The following is a 20051-nucleotide window of genomic DNA, read 5'->3' as shown; positions in this document are numbered from 1 at the left end:
AGTTGGTGTACCTGGTACATTCTGTGAGCCCTGTACCTGGTACACACCTTCATATATGTATCTGGTACACCGCAGTTCAGCGGGTGGATTCGGCAGGGGTCTGGCTCAATTCGACCAAATTAAGCCTGGCTCAAAACCCCGAATCTGTGCCTGGCACAAACTACACCTTTTGTGCCTGGCACAAAAACCCCCATCCGTGCCTGGCACCACTAAATAATCCTAATGTTTAAAATGACGAACCCCGGTAAACACCATTGTTATTCCATATTCATCCGCTTTTTTGATTGAATCTTCATCACGGATCGATCCACCCGGCTGGATGATGGCTGTGACGCCGGCTTTGGCTGCCGCTTCCACGGTATCATCCATCGGGAAGAAAGCGTCTGAAGCCATGCTGGATCCAACTGCTCTTTCTCCCGCCTGCTCTATCGCAATCTTGGCTGCACCGACGCGGTTCATCTGTCCTGCTCCCACCCCGACGGTCATCTGGGCATCGGTCAGCACGATCGCATTTGATTTCACATGCTTAACGACCTTCCAGCCAAGTTCCATGCTGGCCCATTCTTCAGTTGTAGGCTCTCGCTTGGTGACGACTCTTACATCTGCATCCTTCAGTGTGAAGGTATCATCTGATTGTACGAGTAGCCCGCCTTCGACAGTGGTGATTTTCTCCTCCAGCTTATTTGTCGATTCGAATGGAACCGTCAATAACCGGATGTTCTTTTTACTAGAAAGGATCTCGAACGCTTCATCACTGAAAGATGGTGCGATGACGATCTCCAGGAAGATTTCATGAAGCTGCTTCGCCGTCTCGGCGTCCACAACGCGGTTCAATGCGATGATGCCGCCAAAGATGGAAGTCGAGTCCGCTTCATAAGCTTTCGAGAATGCCTCATGAATGGTTTCACCCACACCGACTCCGCACGGGTTCATATGCTTGACAGCGACGGCTGCCGGCTCAGTGAATTCCTTTACGATCTGCAGTGCTGCATTTGCATCGTTGATATTATTATAGGAAAGCTCTTTCCCATGCAGCTGCCTTGCCATCGCGACTGAAAATTCAGATCCCAGCGGCGCACGATAAAAAGAAGCCTTTTGGTGAGGGTTCTCCCCATAACGCAAGCTTTGTTTCAGTTCATATGTCATCGTCAGTCGTTCAGGGTTCTCTTCTCCCGATACTTCTGTCAAGTACCCTGCGATATGCGCGTCATACGCTGCTGTATGGCGGAACACTTTCGCAGCAAGCTTCCGGCGGTTTTCATGGGATACTTCTCCGTTCAGCTTTAATTCGGCAATGACCTGATCGTAGTCAAGTGCGTCGACGACAACCGTCACATACGCGTGGTTCTTGGCCGCTGCACGCAGCATCGTCGGTCCGCCGATATCGATATTCTCAATCGCTTCATCAACGCTCACGTTCGGCTTAGCGATTGTTTGCTGAAAAGGATATAGATTGACGCAGACAAGATCGATCCCTTCGATCCCTTGTTCTTCAAGCTGCCTGCGGTGGGATTCTTCGCCCCGTTTCGCAAGCAGTCCTCCATGAATGGAAGGGTGAAGTGTCTTCACACGGCCTTCGAGGATTTCCGGGAAGCCTGTTACATCCTCCACTCCCATGACTTCAACATCATGTTGAAGGAGAAGCTGTTTGGTTCCCCCTGTAGAAATGATTTCGTACCCCAATTCCTTTAATTCCTGTGCGAATTCCACGATTCCACTTTTATCTGAAACACTGATTAACGCTCTCTTCTTCATATGGCTCCTCCTCTGACTAGTCACTATTTATCCGCCTCATTCAAGGCCCGTCCCTCACCACTTTATCACACTACCATGATAAAGCAACATGATTTTCGTTATCGATCAGTAGCCTGTGGTAAGGAAGAGGTGGTTCAAGGTTGTCGGGTATAGATAGTGTTCGACATGTTGAATTTTTTCCTGGAGTGACTGCCGCGTTTCCCCTGTTGTGATGCGGACGATCTCCTGAGCTATGATTTCCCCTGTGTCCATCCCAGCATCCACATAATGAACGGTCACCCCTGAGATTTTCACTCCGGCTTCAAGTGCCTGTCCGATGGCATCTTTGCCAGGAAAAGCAGGCAGGAGAGAAGGGTGTATATTCACAATTCTTCCCCCGTAGCTTTCAAGGAGTGTAGGGCCGATCAGCCTCATATAGCCTGCCAGCACGATAAAATCCACTCCTGCAAGTTCGAGCTGATGCAGAATTTCACGTTCAAATGCTTGTTTGTTTTCATAGTCTTTTGCCCGGAATACAAAAGCAGGGATGCCTGCCGACTGCGCCCTGTGGATGACAAAGGCGCCAGGCTGGTCACACACCAAAAGCTTGATATTGGCCTTCAGCGTACCCGCTTGAACAGCATCTACCAATGCTTGAAAATTACTTCCGCTTCCTGAGGCAAAAATGGCAATCTGTCTCATGACTAAGCCTCCATTACTGACTCGGTTTTTGTACGAATTGTACTCCTTCACCTTTAGAAACCTTACCGATGATGCAGGCCGCTTCACCCTGTTCTTTCAGGAATCCGACAATGTCTTCCGCGTCACTCTCTTCCACTGCAAGCACAAAACCGATTCCCATATTGAAGATATTGTACATTTCTTCCTGAGGAATTCCTCCGTACTGCTTGAGGGCCGCGAATATATCCGGTACATCCCAGCTGCCCTCCTCGATGACAGCACCAAGTCCAGCAGGCATCATCCGTGGAATGTTCTCGATGAATCCCCCGCCGGTTATATGCGACATTCCATTGATACGATACTGTTTCAGAACAGCCAGTACCGGTTTCACATAAATCCTGGTCGGTGTAAGCAGCGCTTCCCTTAGTGTGGTTTTCAATTCCGGTAAAGATTCTTCTAAAGAGAAAGAATGATCTACAAAAAAGATCTTACGCACTAAAGAGTATCCATTACTGTGTATACCACTCGAACCCAGGCCGATTAACATATTTCCTTCAGAAATGTTCTCTCCTGTTACAATTTCTTTCTTTTCACACGCTCCCACTGCAAATCCGGCGATATCATATTCTTCATCTGTATACATCCCCGGCATCTCGGCCGTTTCGCCGCCGATCAGTGCGCAGCCTGCCATTTCACATCCGTCCGCAATCCCTTTTACAATACCTTCTATCTTCGCCGGATGAGCCTTTCCGGTCGCTATATAATCTAAGAAATAAAGCGGCTCAGCTCCTTGAACGACAATATCATTCACGCACATCGCAACACAGTCGATGCCGATTGTGTCGTGCCGATCTGCCATAAACGCAAGTTTCAGTTTAGTGCCGACTCCATCCGTCCCCGACACAAGGACCGGTTCTTTTAAACCAAGCTGTGATAGGTCGAACATACCGCCGAAGCTTCCCAGCTGCCCTAGTACGCCTTCTCGTGCCGTCCGTTTCACATGCTTTTTGATCCGTTCGACCGATTCATATCCTGCTTCTATATCCACGCCTGCCTGGCGATACGCATTTGCCATCTCGATCTCCCCCTATTTCACAAGCTCTTTTTCATGAGGATGAAGTGTATCCGGGTAAATTTCCGTCGGATACTTCCCGGTGAAACAGGCAAGGCACTGCCCGCGGTTTTCCGACGCATCGCTGCGCCCGATCGCTTTCAATACACCCTCTGTACTTAAAAACGTCAATGAGTCCGCTCCGATGATTTCCCGCATTTCTTCCACTGAATTAGAAGACGCAATCAATTCTTCATGAGTAGACGTATCAATTCCATAGAAGCATGGGTTTTTAATAGGAGGGGAACTGATGCATACATGTACTTCCTTTGCTCCAGCTTCCTTCAACATGCTGACAATCCTCTTGCTCGTTGTACCTCGGACGATGGAGTCATCCACCATTACGACGCGCTTCCCTTCAACTACACCTCTCACCGGTGAAAGCTTCATCTTCACACCCTGTTCACGCAGTGATTGAGAAGGTTGAATGAACGTACGTCCGACATAACGATTCTTAATGAGTCCCATCTCATAAGGAATACCAGATGCCTCCGCGTAACCGATCGCACTTGAAATACTTGAGTCAGGCACGCCTGTCACAACATCCGCTTCGATCGGGGCTTCATATGCAAGTTCCATCCCCATCCGTTTACGGGCTGAATGGACATTGACTCCCTGGATATTGCTGTCCGGTCTTGAGAAATACACATATTCCATCGTGCACATTGCATTTCCATTTGAAGAACTGAACCGTTCCGAAGTGATTCCCTCATCATTGATGATCACAAGCTCCCCCGGTTCGATATCACGGACGAATTCAGCGCCCACGATATCAAAGGCGCAGGTTTCAGATGCCACACAATATGCATCGCCAAGTTTAGCAAGGGATAACGGACGCAGTCCATGCGGATCCAGTGCCACCATCATCTCCGTTTCTGTCATGACAAGAAACGCATATGCCCCTTTTAACATCGTCAACGCGTTCTTGACACGGTCCTTCAATTGATAATAACCGCTTCTTTTAATCAAGTGAGCCAACACTTCCGTATCCGAGGTTGTTTGAAAAATACTCCCCTGTCCCTCAAGCTGATGCTTCAAGGCGTTCGCATTGACCAGGTTTCCATTGTGCGCAAGAGCAAGCCCGCCGCTTTGCGAGTTGAACAGGAGGGGCTGGACATTTTCATATCCTCCGCCCCCGGCAGTCGCATATCGAACGTGCCCGATTGCACCGTACCCTGTCAGCTTTTCAATCGAACCTTCTTGGAAAACCTCCGTAACAAGACCTTCCCCTTTATGACCGCGCAGCGTATCCCCATCCGATACGACGATCCCGGTGCCTTCCTGTCCGCGATGCTGCAGACTGTGAAGGCCGTAGTATGTGATTTGGGCGGCGTTCGGGTGTCCCCAAATCCCGAACACGCCGCATTCTTCATTTAAGCCTTTGATTTCAGCAAGCATGGAATCGCTCCTCTCCAGGCTGACTCCAGCTCATCAGCAGTCGCCTGTATAAGAATGTCACCTTGACGGGATGCGATCGTAATCTCTCCGTCTTTTTTTACCGCTCCGACTGTCTTTGCTTCTCCTACCAGTCTTTCAAACTCTTCACGATGTTCTGGTTTTACAGAAACCAGGAAGCGTGATTGCGTTTCACTGAACAATTCGGAAATATGGCAGTCGCCGTTCACAAATATTTCCGCTCCCAATCCTCTTGTACCGAATGTCGACTCTGCAAGAGCAACGGCAAGGCCACCCTCTGCGATGTCATGAGCAGAAGCAACGAGTCCTTTTTGAATGGCTTCCAGCAGCTGCATTTGACGGCGAAGCTCAGCTTTCAAGTCGATGGCTGGAGCCTGACCGAAGATCTTTCCTTCCGTCAACTTCTGAAGTTCACTTCCTCCAAATTCAGCGCGTGTCTCTCCGATGAGATAAATAAGATCTCCTGCTTCCTTGAAGCTTTGGGTCGTAATATGATCAAGGTCTTCCACAAGTCCAACCATCCCTACAACAGGTGTCGGATAAACAGCCGTACCCATCGATTCATTATAAAGCGACACGTTTCCTCCGATGACCGGTGTGGAAAGCTCACGGCACGCTTCACTCATTCCGTCCACAGACTTCTCGATCTGCCAGAAGATTTCAGGCTTTTCAGGATTACCGAAGTTCAGGCAGTCAGTGATCGCTAGCGGGATACCACCAGAACAAACAATATTACGGGCTGCTTCCGCTACTGCGATCTTCCCGCCGACTTCAGGGTCCAAGTAGAGATAGCGAGAGTTGCAATCCGTCGTCATAGCAAGCGCCTTTCTCGTCCCGCGCACACGGACGACCGCTGCATCCGATCCTGGGCTGACAACCGTGCTCGTTCTGACTTGATGATCGTATTGGTCATACACCCATTCTTTACTCGCAATCGTCGGCTGCTGCAATAAAGCAAGCAGCGTTTCTTTATAATCTTCTACTTGCGGCACCGGAGTTTCCATTGCTTGAAATTCCTTATAGTAAGCCGCTTCCTTAGATGGTTTATGGTAAACAGGTGCTTCCTCGGCAAGGGCATCGACAGGTACATCCGCAACCACTTCCCCTTTATGAAGAAGACGAAGTCGCTTGTCATCGGTCACCTTCCCGATCGAAACCGCTTCTAGGTCATACTTTGAAAATAGATCAACAATCTCCTGCTCACGGCCTTTTTCAACGACGATCAGCATGCGCTCCTGTGATTCCGAAAGCATCATTTCATAGGCTGTCATGCCTCTTTCACGCTGAGGGACAAGATCAAGATTCATTTCAATCCCGGAACCAGCTTTAGAAGCCATCTCCGCAGACGAGCTGGTCAAGCCGGCCGCCCCCATATCCTGAATCCCGACGAGCGCATCGTTTTGGACAAGCTCCATACACGCTTCCAAAAGAAGCTTCTCCATAAATGGATCTCCAACCTGAACGGCAGGGCGTTTCTCTTCAGAACCTTCGTTCAATTCTTCTGAAGCAAATGTTGCGCCATGGATTCCGTCACGGCCGGTTTTCGCTCCCACATACATGACCGTGTTTCCTACACCATGCGCCTGGCCTTTTTTAATATCCTTATGATCGATCAATCCGACACACATTGCGTTGACGAGAGGGTTGCCTTCGTACGAAGCATCGAATTGCACTTCCCCTCCGACCGTCGGAATGCCGATGCAGTTGCCGTAGCCCGCGATTCCCGCGACTACTTCTTTAAATAGATACTGAACACGAGGAGAATCCAGCTCTCCAAAGCGTAAAGAGTTGAGGAGTGCAATAGGTCTCGCTCCCATCGAGAATACATCACGTATAATGCCCCCAACACCCGTCGCCGCTCCTTGATAAGGTTCAATCGCTGAAGGGTGGTTATGACTTTCGATTTTGAACACCACTGCCTGATCATCGCCAATATCAACAATCCCAGCTCCTTCTCCAGGTCCTTGAAGAACACGCTCGCCTGTTACCGGGAATTTCTTGAGGACAGGCTTGGAATTTTTATAGCTGCAGTGTTCTGACCACATGACCGAGAAAAGTCCGGTCTCCGTGTAGTTAGGTGTTCTTCCCAGGATGTTTTCCACCATTGAAAATTCTTCGTCTGTTAATCCCATTTCACGATAAAGCTGTTCTTCTTTCACCTTTGATGGGGTTGGTTCAAGCATTAACGACATGTTTTTCCCTCCAGTGTTTGACAATCGATTGAAAAAGTTTCTTCCCGTCTTCACTACCTAATAAAGTGTCCATCGCACGTTCCGGGTGAGGCATCATCCCGAGGACATTTCCGCGCTCATTCGTGATTCCCGCAATATCCGCCACGCTTCCGTTCGGATTTTCCCCGCTGTAGGTGAACACAATCTGATTGTTCTCCTTCAGGCTATCAAGCGTGTCTTCATCACAGAAATAATTCCCTTCTCCATGAGCAATCGGAATTTGAATTTCCGCTCCTTTTTCATAGCTGCTTGTAAACATTGTTTCATTGTTCTCAACCGTTAGAGGAACGGTCTTGCAGATGAACTTCAAGCTGTCATTCCGGCGCATCGCCCCTGGCAATAATCCCGTTTCCAGCAGAATCTGAAACCCGTTGCAGACACCCAATACAGGCTTGCCTTCTTCTGCCGCTTTCACGACTTCTTTCATGACGTTTGAGAAGCGTGCAATCGCTCCAGAGCGGAGGTAATCCCCGTAAGAGAATCCACCAGGCAGCAGAACGGCATCATAGTTCTCAAGAGAAAGGTCATCATGCCAAACGTAGTCTACTTCTTCTCCGATTTCATCCTTGATCGCATGATACATATCAATGTCACAGTTAGAACCAGGAAATACAATCACCGCAAATTTCATTGAGTCACACTCTCCTCGATCTCGTATCGATAATCCTCGATGACAGGGTTTGCCAATAGGCGGTGGCACATTTCTTCAACAGCAGCTTCGACATTCTCGACCGTGGACGGAAGAGTAAGCTCCATATACTTTCCGACGCGCACATCTTCAACAGCCTTGAACTCCATTGAATGCAGCGCCTGTTTAACAGCACTTCCCTGTGGATCCAATACACTTTCCCTTAATGTGATGTAAACTTTTACTTTGTACATAGATGATTTCCCCCTAAGCGTTCTAATATGATTGAATATACTTCTGTTAAACTGCCTAACTCTCTTCTGAACACATCTTTATCAAGCTTTTGCTTCGTCTCCGCGTCCCACAGGCGGCATGTATCCGGTGAAATTTCATCACCGAGCAGGATCTTACCGTCAAGGTCCTTACCAAATTCAAGCTTGAAGTCTACTAAAATGACACCTGCATCTTTAAAGATTCCTTGAAGGACTTCGTTTACTTGAAGTGCCATCTCCCTTAACACGTCACGTTCTTCCCTTGAAGCAATCTTCAAGTAATCTATGTGATCATCCGTAATCAGCGGATCCCCAAGGTCATCATTTTTATAATAGAACTCGATGACCGGCTTCGGCATCTCGGTCCCTTCTTCAATGCCAAGGCGCTTGGAAAGACTTCCCGCGATCACATTCCTCACTACAACTTCGAGAGGGATGATATCGACCCGCTTCACCAGCTGTTCATGGTCGGACAGCTGCTTGATGAAATGACTCTCGATGCCCTTTTCTGCAAGCTTTGAAAATAGCAGACTCGAAATCTTATTATTTAAAACCCCTTTGCCGTCGATATCCGCTTTCTTCTCCCCGTTAAAAGCAGTGGCGGAATTCTTGTACTGAATCCAAACGACTTCTTCATCACTGGTGGAATAAATCTGCTTCGCTTTTCCTTCGTATAAAAGCGTCCCTTTTTCCATGTGAAATCCCCCTGTTATGTCAAAATTGGCAATCTTCAGTCTATATCAGGATAAAAAAAGGAGGGATCCCTAAAAAATCCCTTCCCTATCTAGTTGTCGAAGTACCTATTCCACCAATCCACAGCGTTCAAAAATCGTATCGACATGCTGCAGGTGGTAGTTGTAATCGAAGCAGTCATCGATTTCCGCTGGAGAAAGCTTGGATGTGATCGTACCTTCTTCCTCGATCAGCGAACGGAACGGAACCTGTTTCTCCCATGCTTCCATTGCCTTCGGCTGCACCGTGTCATATGCTTCCTCTCGCGCCATGCCTTTATCGATCAAGGCAAGAAGGACGCGCTGCGAGTAGATCAACCCGAGCGTACGATCCATGTTGCGCTTCATGTTCTCAGGGAATACCGTCAAATTCTTCACGATATTACCGAAGCGGTTCAGCATGTAATTAAGGGCGATCGTCGCATCCGGCAGAATCACGCGTTCTGCTGAAGAATGAGAGATATCACGCTCATGCCATAATGGCACATTTTCGTAAGCGGTCATCATGTACCCTCTGATCACACGCGCCATCCCCGTCATGTTCTCGGAACCGATCGGGTTGCGCTTATGAGGCATTGCAGACGATCCTTTTTGACCTTTTGCAAAGAACTCTTCCACTTCACGCGTTTCACTCTTTTGAAGTCCGCGCACTTCCACTGCAAACTTCTCAATTGATGTCGCAATCAGCGCAAGTGTGCCCATATAGTGAGCGTGGCGGTCACGCTGAAGCGTCTGGGTGGAAACCGGTGCCGGCTTGATGCCAAGCTTTTCACACACATACTTTTCAACGAATGGATCGATATTTGCATATGTTCCGACCGCGCCGGAAATCTTACCGAATTCCACTCCATCCGCAGCCGCTTTGAAACGCTCAACGTTACGCTTCATCTCTTCATACCAAAGGGCAAGCTTCAAACCGAAAGTCGTCGGCTCAGCATGGACACCATGCGTTCTCCCCATCATGACCGTATGCTTATGCTCGATCGCTTTATTTTTCAAAATCTCTACGAATCGTTCAAGATCATTCAGGATAATCTTATTCGCCTGTTTCAGTTGATAAGAAAGAGCCGTGTCGACCACGTCTGTCGATGTCAGTCCGTAATGGACCCATTTTCTTTCTTCTCCTAGCGTTTCAGAAACGGCTCTGGTAAAAGCAACAACGTCATGGCGAGTCTCTTCTTCGATTTCTTTGATGCGATTGACATCGAAACCTGCGTTTTCACGAATCTTGGCAACATCTTCTTTTGGAATATCGCCGATCTCAGCCCATGCTTCACATGCCAGTATTTCTACTTCAAGCCAAGCCTGAAACCTGTTTTCCTCTGTCCAAATCGCTCCCATTTCAGGGCGTGTATAACGTTCAATCATTTCATTCGTCCTCCGATCTTTTCCTGCACCTTCCAAACCCCGGCATCGTTCACAGCCGAAAGCGTCTCCTCAACGTCATCCGTCAAAATCGTGACATGCCCCATCTTCCTTTTCACCTTCGGCACATCTTTGCCATACAGATGAACAAACCAGTCAGGTTGATTTGGAATAGCTTTCATTATAGGTTCTATATGCTCACCTAATAGGTTAACCATCACAGCGTTCTTTAATAAGGAAGGCTGAACAAGCGGCCAATTGCAAATTGCTTTGATATGCTGGGCGAACTGAGAGGAATCGCACGCTTCGATTGAGTAATGCCCTGAATTATGCGGTCTCGGTGCCAATTCATTGATATAGATGGACCCGTCTTCCGCAAGGAACATTTCAATGGCAAGCGTCCCCACCAGATCAAGTGTCTCGCTGATTTTCTCAGCCATATGAACCGCTTTCCGTGAAATGTCATCAGCGATGCGAGCCGGAGCAATCGTTTCATGCAGGATGTTATCCACATGGATATTTTCCACTACTGGAAAATGCGTCTGCTGTCCGTCAGGATTCCTGGTCACGATCACTGATAACTCTTTTTCAAAAGGGATCCATTTCTCAAGGACACATGGTCCATTTTCTAAAAGCACAGCCGCTTCGCTTACTTCTTCCACTCTCCTGATCACGAACTGCCCTTTGCCGTCATATCCGCCCCTCGATGTCTTTAATACCGCTGGATAGCCAAGCTTTTCTATATTATCATAGATGTCTTCTTCCTGTTTAATCACAGCATAGGGTGCCACTTCGACGCCAGCCAATGTGAGGGCTTCCTTTTCTGTGATGCGGTCCTGTGTGATACGGATCAGTTCAGCTCCCTGAGGCAGATAAGCCCTGCCAGAAAGCCATTTCAATGCTTCGTAATCGATATTCTCAAACTCGTATGTAATCACATCCGATGCATCAGCCAGGCGGTCAAGCGCCTCATACTGATCAAATGGAGCGGTGATCACCAAGTCTGCCACCTGTGCACAAGGTGATTCCGGGGAGGGATCCAATACGGCAATCCTGAACCCGTTATGCTTTGCTGCGAGAGCCATCATCCGGCCAAGCTGGCCGCCGCCGATGATCCCGATTGTCTGTCCCGGCAGAATCATTTTCTTAAACAAGGTCATCACCGCTTTCCAACACTTTTTCCCTTAAGGCTTCCCGTCTATTCTCAAGCGTAAGTGCCAATTCTTTATCCTCGATGGAAAGGATCTGTGCTGCAAGAAGGCCTGCATTAGTTGCTCCTGCTTTTCCAATGGCAACCGTTGCTACCGGCACCCCTCCTGGCATCTGTACGATGGAAAGGAGTGAATCCATCCCATTCAGCGCCTTCGATTGGACCGGGACCCCAATGACCGGCAGTGTCGTTTTCGCCGCCACCATACCTGGGAGATGGGCCGCACCGCCCGCTCCTGCAATGATGACTTTTATTCCCTTATCCCTTGCAGACTCCGCATATTCAAACATATAATCAGGTGTTCTGTGAGCCGATACGACCCGCTTTTCATACGGAATTTCAAGCTCCTCCAGCATGTCACATGCGTGTTTCATCGTTTCCCAATCTGACGTACTTCCCATAATGACCGATATCATCGTCACAGGCACCTCCACTAGTAATTTCCCACAAAAAAATACCCAGATCAATTGATCTCTACTACATGAGAGAAAGCAATTGATCTGGGTATTTTAACCGTACAGAATCAGCCCTTTTAGCCAGGGTCTAATGACGATTCTGTATCCAGACAGTCACTTCCCCTCATAGTCCGGCCGTTTACGGCAGCCAGGTAGAAACTTACGGGCCATATTCCCATTATTATATGAGGGTATTCGATTCATTTGTCTTCATCATACCGCTATTTCACGGCACTGTCAACGAATAATCGAACGATTTTAAATGTCTGAAAATTAATGTTCGGTTTTTACCAAATTCACTCTTCTATTTTCTTTCCTTCGAACACAATTGTCTGTCTTACAGGGACAACATCCGTTTTCCCTCCGTCCTTTTTCTCTTCAAAAACAGGCTTCTCCATCCTTCTGACCGGCATATACCCCGCTTCCTTCATACGGTCCAGACAATCACCGATTGATTCGTGTTCCTGTACTTCAAATAACAGCTTTTTTTTGCTCATACTTTGATTTTTCCTTTACGTATATTTCGGACAGTCTTCACCCAGAACCCGCCGTGGATCGTCTTTGGCTCATACGCAATGATGAACGCTTTAGGGTCCAGCTCTTTAATCGTCGCATACAGCTTCATCTCGTATTTCCTTGGAGTCAGGATCTGAAGGGCCATCCGATTCCCTTCCAGGCCATTCGCTTCCCAGTTCGTCACACCATATCCTTTCGAACGAAGTTCATCAGGCAGGGATTTATCATATTCTTTGGTGATCACATTAACCGTAATATACCCCAATGCAAGCTTCTCTTCAATCTTCATCCCGACAACGACACCTATACCATACCCGACCGCATACGCAATCAAGTTCTGTATTTCATTTAAGTTGTCCAGGACAAGCCCAAGCCCGACCACATAAATGACTACCTCAAACGTACTCACGAATGCTGCAAAATACCGATAGCCCTTAAGAGTCAAAATCATCCGTATCGTGAAAAACGACACGTACACAATATTTATCACTAAAATGATCAGTACCATCATTACACTATTTTCTAACAATTCGTCATTCCTCCTCTGCCACACATACCCAAATTAAGTATTAATTCTACTAAAAAAATGATAAAAGTTGAACCATCCAACGCAAAATAATCCCCGTGCCGTAAGTGACAATTTTTAGAAAAATCATTCCTATCAATGTTTTTTCCTAATTCAGCAGGCAGAAAACATACTTTATTCAATCCTGCTGCGAATTTTCTCATCAAATTCTAATCTTACTCTAATAGTTTTCACTTTTTGACCGGTTATCATTAGACTTGCTTATGAATAAAGATTTCACTCCTCGTCGAAAGGAAACGCCACTTCCTTTCGTGTAAGAATCTTTATAAAATGAGGCTCATTCTAAATTTCTTTATTTGGTGACAAAAGCTTAGCTGTAGCTTTTGTCTATTTTTTTGTTTTCAACTCCGCTGTTGATCTCCGTGGAAGACTTCGCTTTAGAATTGAACGAGGAACTGTCCAGCTCCAGGGCTTAGGCACATGTCATAAGCCGAACCGCCTCTATTCAAAGCCCTTCCGCTTTTCTGTTAGGAGTCTTCGTCTTCCACTCCAATCAACAGCGGGAACCAGTTAAAACAATAACAAATTTTAATCGAGCATGTTAAAAAAGGTTCAACGACTTTTATGATGAAATCTCATCACTGTCGTTGAACCTCATTTCATTTACTTATTAAACTGTTGCTGGTTTGGATGCAGGCTTGTGTTGGCCTTCGATTTTTTTGACTGCATCTTCACTTGTATCCACGCGTTTAACGAAGAGCGCCAAGATCAATGCTACAATATTGATTCCAAGTGCTACGTAGAATGAATATTGAATCCCAGCCAGCAGCGATTGCTGTGTCAAAGCAGCCGTCGATGCCTCCGTTAAGGTTGCAGGATCGACACCGCTCATCAAGCTTTCACCCTCTGTTTTGGCAACAGTGTTCATGATCGTGATCAGGATTGCTGTACCGATAGACCCTGATACTTGTTGAGCTGTATTATTAACCGCCGTTCCGTGCGGATTCAAACGATTAGGCAATTGATTCAACCCATTCGTCATGATCGGCATCATGACCATCGACATACCGAATAAACGCAGCGTATAGATCATGATGATATGTGCATAACTGGTATCCAATTGCAGATGAGCCAGCATGTAAGTTGAAATGGCTGTAATGGCCAGGCCGGTCAGTGATAAAAGACGCGGACCGAATCGATCAAATAATTTACCAGTGATCGGCGACATGATCCCCATGATGATCGCTCCCGGAAGCATCATCAGTCCGGAATCCAATGGTGAAATGCCTCGAACACTTTGAACATATGCCGGTGTCAAAATCATTCCTGAGAACATAGCGACTGCATTGACAATCGCAATCACGGATGCCAGTGCAAACATCGGATACTTATACACCTGCAGATCCAATAACGGCTCTTCAATCTTGAATTGACGGATGATGAATGCAGCTAGTGCAATTCCTCCCACTATCAATGTGGATAGTACAATCACATCCGTCCAGCCGTCGGAACTTGCAGTGGAGCATCCATATAACAACCCACCAAAACCGATGCAGGAAAGAACAAGTGACAACATATCAAGAGTTGCCTCTTTGTTTTGTTCCATTACATTTCTGAATTTCCAAATGGCCAATAATAAACTCATGACAGCCAGCGGCAATATCATTTCAAATAATAAACGCCAGTCGTGATGTTCTACAATGTATCCGGATAGTGTAGGTCCAATCGCAGGTGCAGTGATCATGACCAACCCGAAGACACCCATCGCTGCTCCGCGCTTTTCACGTGGAAAGCTGACTAACATCACGTTCATCAGAAGCGGCCCCATGACAGAGGAACCTGCAGCCTGAACCATGCGTCCTGTAAGCAGCAAACCGAAATTCGGTGCAAAGGCAGCCAATGCAGTACCCAATGTGAAAATAGCGAGAGAAGTAATGACTAAATGACGATTCGAAAAGCGCGTGATCAAAAATGCCGATGCCGGGATCAACACCCCGCTCACAAGCATATAGCCGGTAGCAAGCCATTGTACCGTTGAGTAATCCGCTATTTCCAAATCCATCATAATCGATGGCAAAGCTACATTTAATAACGAGTTATTTAAAAATGCGACGAAAGCTCCAATGAAAAGAATCGCCAACATTAAATATGGCGGTTTTTTATCTTGTAATGCTGAGTCCATACCCTCATCCCTTTATGTTTTTAATATTTATTTTGTCACTCGAATTATTTTATACCCATAGTTCAAATAAATCAACACATTTATACTGGTAGTATAAAAATATTGTATTTCCAGTCCAAGAAAACTATACTACACTATAGAGAGAAGACTGGAGGAAGGTATGAATAATCGAAAAAGAAAAGTGGCAGACATCGCATTATCATTATTTATAGAGAAAGGTTTCCAGCAGACTTCAATCCAGGAAATCATTGAAAAAGCAAACATATCAAAAGGGACGTTCTATAATTATTTCTCTTCTAAAAATGATTGTATTGCAGATATACTAGAGTACTTGCGTTATGACGCTAGCCAGCAGAGAGTCGCGATGCAAATCGGCAAGGACGCAAAGGACCGAAATGTTTTGATCGAACAAATCACCATCATAATAAAGCTGAATAAAGAACGGAATCTAAATGTCCTTTTCGAGGCCATCTTGTATTCAAATGAAGCTGACCTGAAGAAACTGGTGATGCAGCACCGGATGATTGAAATGGAATGGCTGTCCAGCCGTTTCATCGAAGTCATGGGGGATGAAATCAGGGAAGTTGCATTTGAGGGTACCGTACTGTTTTATGGCATGCTTCAATATTTATTATTTACCATGAAGGTGACGAACAGCTCCTATCCCTTAGAGCGGCTGGTCGAAGTTGTCCTGTCATATATCGAACTGATCATTCCGTTCATGTTGAAAAATGGTACGTCGATGCTGAGTCATTCTGCAATAGACCTGCTGCAATCCAACATAGACAAACGCACTGTGACGAAATCTGATGTTCTTGATCTTGCAGACCGACTTCAAAAGCACTGTTCATTCAACGAGGAGCAGCAGGACCTATTCGATGCCATCACAAACGAACTGCAGCGAGAACGCATCCGAAAAAGTGTCCTTAAACCGCTCTTAAAACCTTTTCAGCAATTATTCAATGAGACAGATCATGAATCCCACGCACACAAATTCACGAATATGGTGTGGAATTATTTGAAGGCTGTTTGACGATTAGGCGTTATTAATCCTTAGAAAATGAGAAGCCACTGGAATGGTTATGTTCCGGTGGCTTATTTGTTTGGTGTGGAACGGGATAAGGTACGGGGGTTACGATGATGGATGGTTCTGAATTGGTTGGTGGAGACATTGGGGCAGGCGTCCGGATAATGAGGCGGAATAGGTTTTTGATAATATATTTGGGTTTTTGATAATAAAAGCTTCGGTTTTGATAATATTTTGGGATTTTTGATAATAAACGTCTTGGTTTTGATAATAAATGCTGGTTTGCGAGAATAAGGATGCGGAGTTGATCATATCCTATTGCGTTTTAAAAAGGATTTTCAATTTCGGCGATAAAAGTTAGATTTTCGATAATACATTCGTTGTTTTCGCTGATATAAACTCGATATTCGATAATAACCGTTATGGCCTCCAACCTGTATTCAATTTCTTGAAATTTGAATAAAATACTAATATATTAAGAAAAACATGACTTGCTTTTTTTCAAGAACGAGGGTTTTTATTAAAAAGAGACAAATTAAAGAGTTTAAAAAGGGAAAAGTTTGATGATTTTCAATGAAATGATGAAGATACACTGATTCGGGAATCGTTCGAAGTTGTGTCATTTGGCAATGAGGAGACTTTTTTCAAAACTGATGATTATTTTTTCAATTCCGGGTCATATTTTTTCAAAAAACCAGATAATTTTTCAAATCTTACTCTTAATTTTTCAAAACCACTCCCTATCCGAAATCCACCCTTTACTTTCACAAACAAAAACACAAACAAAAAAAGCAACTCCTAAGAGCTGCTCTTTCCTATTTGCCTGGCGACGTCCTACTCTCACAGGGGGAGAGCCCCCAACTACCATCGGCGCTGAAGAGCTTAACTTCCGTGTTCGGCATGGGAACGGGTGTGACCTCTTCGCCATAATCACCAGACGAATATTCAATTGAAGGGTTGTTCCTTCAAAACTAGATAAAGGATTGATGTCAAGATTACCGGTATTGCCGCTTGTGTTCATTTAAAAATGACTCTTTGTGGTTAAGTCCTCGATCGATTAGTATCAGTCAGCTCCACATGTCACCATGCTTCCACCTCTGACCTATCTACCTAGTCATCTTCTAGGGATCTTACTCACATAAAGTGATGGGAAATCTCATCTCGAGGGGGGCTTCATGCTTAGATGCTTTCAGCACTTATCCCTTCCGCACATAGCTACCCAGCGATGCCTTTGGCAAGACAACTGGTACACCAGCGGTGCGTCCATCCCGGTCCTCTCGTACTAAGGACAGCTCCTCTCAAATTTCCTGCGCCCACGACGGATAGGGACCGAACTGTCTCACGACGTTCTGAACCCAGCTCGCGTACCGCTTTAATGGGCGAACAGCCCAACCCTTGGGACCGACTACAGCCCCAGGATGCGATGAGCCGACATCGAGGTGCCAAACCTCCCCGTCGATGTGGACTCTTGGGGGAGATAAGCCTGTTATCCCCGGGGTAGCTTTTATCCGTTGAGCGATGGCCCTTCCATGCGGAACCACCGGATCACTAAGCCCGACTTTCGTCCCTGCTCGACTTGTAGGTCTCGCAGTCAAGCTCCCTTGTGCCTTTACACTCTGCGAATGATTTCCAACCATTCTGAGGGAACCTTTGGGCGCCTCCGTTACTCTTTAGGAGGCGACCGCCCCAGTCAAACTGCCCACCTGACACTGTCTCCCACCCCGATAAGGGGCGCGGGTTAGAATTTCAATACAGCCAGGGTAGTATCCCACCAACGCCTCCACCGAAGCTGGCGCTCCGGTTTCCAAGGCTCCTACCTATCCTGTACAAGCTGTACCAAAATTCAATATCAGGCTACAGTAAAGCTCCACGGGGTCTTTCCGTCCTGTCGCGGGTAACCTGCATCTTCACAGGTACTATAATTTCACCGAGTCTCTCGTTGAGACAGTGCCCAGATCGTTACGCCTTTCGTGCGGGTCGGAACTTACCCGACAAGGAATTTCGCTACCTTAGGACCGTTATAGTTACGGCCGCCGTTTACTGGGGCTTCGATTCGCACCTTCGCTTGCGCTAAGCACTCCTCTTAACCTTCCAGCACCGGGCAGGCGTCAGCCCCTATACTTCGCCTTACGGCTTCGCAGAGACCTGTGTTTTTGCTAAACAGTCGCCTGGGCCTATTCACTGCGGCTCTTCGAGGCTATGCACCTCAAAGAGCACCCCTTCTCCCGAAGTTACGGGGTCATTTTGCCGAGTTCCTTAACGAGAGTTCTCTCGCTCACCTTAGGATTCTCTCCTCGCCTACCTGTGTCGGTTTGCGGTACGGGCACCTTTTTCCTCGCTAGAGGCTTTTCTTGGCAGTGTGGAATCAGGAACTTCGCTACTATAATTCGCTCGCTATCACAGCTCAGCCTTCGCGATGATGGGATTTGCCTCATCATCAGCCTAACTGCTTAGACGCACATATCCGCAGTGCGCTTACCCTATCCTCCTGCGTCCCCCCATTGCTCAAACGGAAAAGAGGTGGTACAGGAATATCAACCTGTTGTCCATCGTCTACGCCTATCGGCCTCGACTTAGGTCCCGACTAACCCTGAGCGGACGAGCCTTCCTCAGGAAACCTTAGGCATTCGGTGGATGGGATTCTCACCCATCTTTCGCTACTCATACCGGCATTCTCACTTCTAAGCACTCCACCAGTCCTTACGGTCTGACTTCACTGTCCTTAGAACGCTCTCCTACCACTGACACCTAGAGGTGTCAATCCACAGCTTCGGTGATACGTTTAGCCCCGGTACATTTTCGGCGCAGAGTCACTCGACCAGTGAGCTATTACGCACTCTTTAAATGGTGGCTGCTTCTAAGCCAACATCCTGGTTGTCTAAGCAACTCCACATCCTTTTCCACTTAACGTATACTTTGGGACCTTAGCTGGTGGTCTGGGCTGTTTCCCTTTCGACTACGGATCTTATCACTCGCAGTCTGACTCCCATGGATAAGTCTTTGGCATTCGGAGTTTGTCTGAATTCGGTAACCCGATGAGGGCCCCTAGTCCAAACAGTGCTCTACCTCCAAGACTCTTACACATGAGGCTAGCCCTAAAGCTATTTCGGAGAGAACCAGCTATCTCCAAGTTCGATTGGAATTTCTCCGCTACCCACACCTCATCCCCGCACTTTTCAACGTGCGTGGGTTCGGACCTCCATCCAGTGTTACCTGGACTTCATCCTGGACATGGGTAGATCACCTGGTTTCGGGTCTACGACCACATACTCATTCGCCCTATTCAGACTCGCTTTCGCTGCGGCTCCGTCTCATCGACTTAACCTTGCATGGGATCGTAACTCGCCGGTTCATTCTACAAAAGGCACGCCATCACCCGTTAACGGGCTCTGACTACTTGTAGGCACACGGTTTCAGGTTCTCTTTCACTCCCCTTCCGGGGTGCTTTTCACCTTTCCCTCACGGTACTGGTTCACTATCGGTCACTAGGTAGTATTTAGCCTTGGGAGATGGTCCTCCCAGCTTCCGACGGGATTTCACGTGTCCCGCCGTACTCAGGATCCACTCAAGAGGGAACGAAGTTTCAACTACAGGGTTGTTACCTTCTTTGACGAGCCTTTCCAGACTTCTTCGTCTACTCCGTTCCTTTGTAACTCCGTATAGAGTGTCCTACAACCCCAAGAGGCAAGCCTCTTGGTTTGGGCTACATCCCGTTTCGCTCGCCGCTACTCAGGGAATCGCATTTGCTTTCTCTTCCTCCAGGTACTTAGATGTTTCAGTTCCCTGGGTCTGCCTTCCATACTCTATGTATTCAAATATGGATATTGTTCCATTACGAACAATGGGTTCCCCCATTCGGAAATCTCCGGATCAAAGCTCACTTACAGCTCCCCGAAGCATATCGGTGTTAGTCCCGTCCTTCATCGGCTCCTAGTGCCAAGGCATCCACCGTGCGCCCTTCATAAC

At 47.0% G+C, this 20051-nt stretch carries 15 protein-coding genes, 2 rRNA genes and 1 riboswitch (1 of these 18 cut by a window edge); of the genes, 1 reads left to right on the top strand and 16 read right to left on the bottom strand.

Annotation, left to right across the window (positions count from 1 at the left end):
* Positions 1 to 219: 219 nt before the first annotated feature.
* The 14 genes from purH to ACUXV2_RS00295 form a co-directional block, all read right to left on the bottom strand.
* Positions 220 to 1755 carry a bifunctional phosphoribosylaminoimidazolecarboxamide formyltransferase/IMP cyclohydrolase gene (purH, locus tag ACUXV2_RS00360; protein WP_446245090.1) on the bottom strand — a complete coding sequence of 512 codons (1536 nt, stop codon included), beginning with the start codon at positions 1753 to 1755 and terminating at the stop codon, positions 220 to 222.
* A gap of 105 nt (positions 1756 to 1860) precedes the next feature.
* Complete coding sequence (purN, locus tag ACUXV2_RS00355) at positions 1861 to 2436, bottom strand: phosphoribosylglycinamide formyltransferase (RefSeq protein WP_446245089.1); 576 nt, start codon at positions 2434 to 2436, stop codon at positions 1861 to 1863.
* A 13-nt stretch (positions 2437 to 2449) separates the two neighbouring features.
* Positions 2450 to 3490 (bottom strand): phosphoribosylformylglycinamidine cyclo-ligase, encoded by a 1041-nt coding sequence (gene purM / locus ACUXV2_RS00350; protein ID WP_446245088.1) that lies wholly within the window; start codon positions 3488 to 3490, stop codon positions 2450 to 2452.
* A 12-nt stretch (positions 3491 to 3502) separates the two neighbouring features.
* Entirely contained in the window at positions 3503 to 4924 is a 1422-nt protein-coding gene (purF, locus tag ACUXV2_RS00345; protein WP_446245087.1) for an amidophosphoribosyltransferase, read from the bottom strand.
* Positions 4900 to 7134, bottom strand: coding sequence for a phosphoribosylformylglycinamidine synthase subunit PurL (gene purL, locus ACUXV2_RS00340; protein WP_446245086.1), 2235 nt, complete (start codon positions 7132 to 7134; stop codon positions 4900 to 4902). The genes purF and purL overlap by 25 nt, the downstream gene beginning before the upstream one ends.
* Entirely contained in the window at positions 7118 to 7804 is a 687-nt protein-coding gene (gene purQ / locus ACUXV2_RS00335; RefSeq protein ID WP_446245085.1) for a phosphoribosylformylglycinamidine synthase subunit PurQ, read from the bottom strand. Before purQ ends, purL begins: the two co-directional genes overlap by 17 nt.
* The gene (gene purS / locus ACUXV2_RS00330; RefSeq protein ID WP_446245084.1) at positions 7801 to 8055 is read right to left on the bottom strand and encodes a phosphoribosylformylglycinamidine synthase subunit PurS; all 255 of its coding nucleotides are present in this window, start codon (positions 8053 to 8055) and stop codon (positions 7801 to 7803) included. The genes purQ and purS overlap by 4 nt, the downstream gene beginning before the upstream one ends.
* The gene (gene purC, locus ACUXV2_RS00325; protein ID WP_446245083.1) at positions 8043 to 8768 is read right to left on the bottom strand and encodes a phosphoribosylaminoimidazolesuccinocarboxamide synthase; all 726 of its coding nucleotides are present in this window, start codon (positions 8766 to 8768) and stop codon (positions 8043 to 8045) included. Before purC ends, purS begins: the two co-directional genes overlap by 13 nt.
* 105 nt (positions 8769 to 8873) lie before the next feature.
* The gene (gene purB, locus ACUXV2_RS00320) at positions 8874 to 10172 is read right to left on the bottom strand and encodes an adenylosuccinate lyase (protein ID WP_446245082.1); all 1299 of its coding nucleotides are present in this window, start codon (positions 10170 to 10172) and stop codon (positions 8874 to 8876) included.
* Entirely contained in the window at positions 10169 to 11329 is a 1161-nt protein-coding gene (gene purK / locus ACUXV2_RS00315) for a 5-(carboxyamino)imidazole ribonucleotide synthase (RefSeq protein ID WP_446245081.1), read from the bottom strand. The genes purB and purK overlap by 4 nt, the downstream gene beginning before the upstream one ends.
* On the bottom strand, positions 11316 to 11795 hold the full coding sequence (purE, locus tag ACUXV2_RS00310; protein WP_446246971.1) for a 5-(carboxyamino)imidazole ribonucleotide mutase: 480 nt from the start codon (positions 11793 to 11795) through the stop codon (positions 11316 to 11318). Before purE ends, purK begins: the two co-directional genes overlap by 14 nt.
* Positions 11796 to 11941: 146 nt before the next feature.
* A riboswitch (purine riboswitch) is annotated at positions 11942 to 12043 on the bottom strand.
* An 87-nt stretch (positions 12044 to 12130) separates the two neighbouring features.
* The gene (locus ACUXV2_RS00305) at positions 12131 to 12331 is read right to left on the bottom strand and encodes an NETI motif-containing protein (protein ID WP_446245080.1); all 201 of its coding nucleotides are present in this window, start codon (positions 12329 to 12331) and stop codon (positions 12131 to 12133) included.
* Positions 12328 to 12858, bottom strand: coding sequence for a DUF2179 domain-containing protein (locus ACUXV2_RS00300; protein WP_446246970.1), 531 nt, complete (start codon positions 12856 to 12858; stop codon positions 12328 to 12330). Before ACUXV2_RS00300 ends, ACUXV2_RS00305 begins: the two co-directional genes overlap by 4 nt.
* Positions 12859 to 13546: 688 nt before the next feature.
* Positions 13547 to 15058: a DHA2 family efflux MFS transporter permease subunit gene (locus ACUXV2_RS00295; protein WP_446245079.1), complete on the bottom strand. Its 1512-nt coding sequence runs from the start codon at positions 15056 to 15058 to the stop codon at positions 13547 to 13549.
* A 160-nt stretch (positions 15059 to 15218) separates the two neighbouring features.
* Here ACUXV2_RS00295 and ACUXV2_RS00290 point away from each other — a divergent pair, with 160 nt between their 5' ends.
* Complete coding sequence (locus tag ACUXV2_RS00290; protein WP_446245078.1) at positions 15219 to 16091, top strand: TetR/AcrR family transcriptional regulator; 873 nt, start codon at positions 15219 to 15221, stop codon at positions 16089 to 16091.
* An 815-nt stretch (positions 16092 to 16906) separates the two neighbouring features.
* On the opposite strand, the gene rrf is transcribed toward ACUXV2_RS00290, so the two are convergent.
* A 5S ribosomal RNA gene (rrf, locus tag ACUXV2_RS00285) occupies positions 16907 to 17023 on the bottom strand.
* 99 nt (positions 17024 to 17122) lie between these two features.
* Positions 17123 to 20051 (bottom strand): 23S ribosomal RNA (locus ACUXV2_RS00280) (it continues 6 nt past the right edge of the window).

The organism is Rossellomorea sp. NS-SX7 (assembly GCF_052828565.1).
Note: the sequence above shows the minus strand (reverse complement) of the source record. Positions and strands in the feature narration are given on the sequence as shown.

Bases quoted from the DNA above. Each gene is read 5' to 3' on its own strand.
- ACUXV2_RS00300 (WP_446246970.1), bottom strand. From the start codon at position 12,858: ATGGTACTGATCATTTTAGTGATAAATATTGTGTACGTGTCGTTTTTC.
- ACUXV2_RS00295 (WP_446245079.1), bottom strand. From the start codon at position 15,058: ATGGACTCAGCATTACAAGATAAAAAACCGCCATATTTAATGTTGGCG.
- purH (WP_446245090.1), bottom strand. From the start codon at position 1,755: ATGAAGAAGAGAGCGTTAATCAGTGTTTCAGATAAAAGTGGAATCGTG.
- purM (WP_446245088.1), bottom strand. From the start codon at position 3,490: ATGGCAAATGCGTATCGCCAGGCAGGCGTGGATATAGAAGCAGGATAT.
- purE (WP_446246971.1), bottom strand. From the start codon at position 11,795: ATGATATCGGTCATTATGGGAAGTACGTCAGATTGGGAAACGATGAAA.
- purS (WP_446245084.1), bottom strand. From the start codon at position 8,055: ATGTACAAAGTAAAAGTTTACATCACATTAAGGGAAAGTGTATTGGAT.
- purF (WP_446245087.1), bottom strand. From the start codon at position 4,924: ATGCTTGCTGAAATCAAAGGCTTAAATGAAGAATGCGGCGTGTTCGGG.
- purB (WP_446245082.1), bottom strand. From the start codon at position 10,172: ATGATTGAACGTTATACACGCCCTGAAATGGGAGCGATTTGGACAGAG.
- ACUXV2_RS00290 (WP_446245078.1), top strand. From the start codon at position 15,219: ATGAATAATCGAAAAAGAAAAGTGGCAGACATCGCATTATCATTATTT.
- purQ (WP_446245085.1), bottom strand. From the start codon at position 7,804: ATGAAATTTGCGGTGATTGTATTTCCTGGTTCTAACTGTGACATTGAT.
- purC (WP_446245083.1), bottom strand. From the start codon at position 8,768: ATGGAAAAAGGGACGCTTTTATACGAAGGAAAAGCGAAGCAGATTTAT.
- ACUXV2_RS00305 (WP_446245080.1), bottom strand. From the start codon at position 12,331: ATGAGCAAAAAAAAGCTGTTATTTGAAGTACAGGAACACGAATCAATC.
- purK (WP_446245081.1), bottom strand. From the start codon at position 11,329: ATGACCTTGTTTAAGAAAATGATTCTGCCGGGACAGACAATCGGGATC.
- purL (WP_446245086.1), bottom strand. From the start codon at position 7,134: ATGTCGTTAATGCTTGAACCAACCCCATCAAAGGTGAAAGAAGAACAG.
- purN (WP_446245089.1), bottom strand. From the start codon at position 2,436: ATGAGACAGATTGCCATTTTTGCCTCAGGAAGCGGAAGTAATTTTCAA.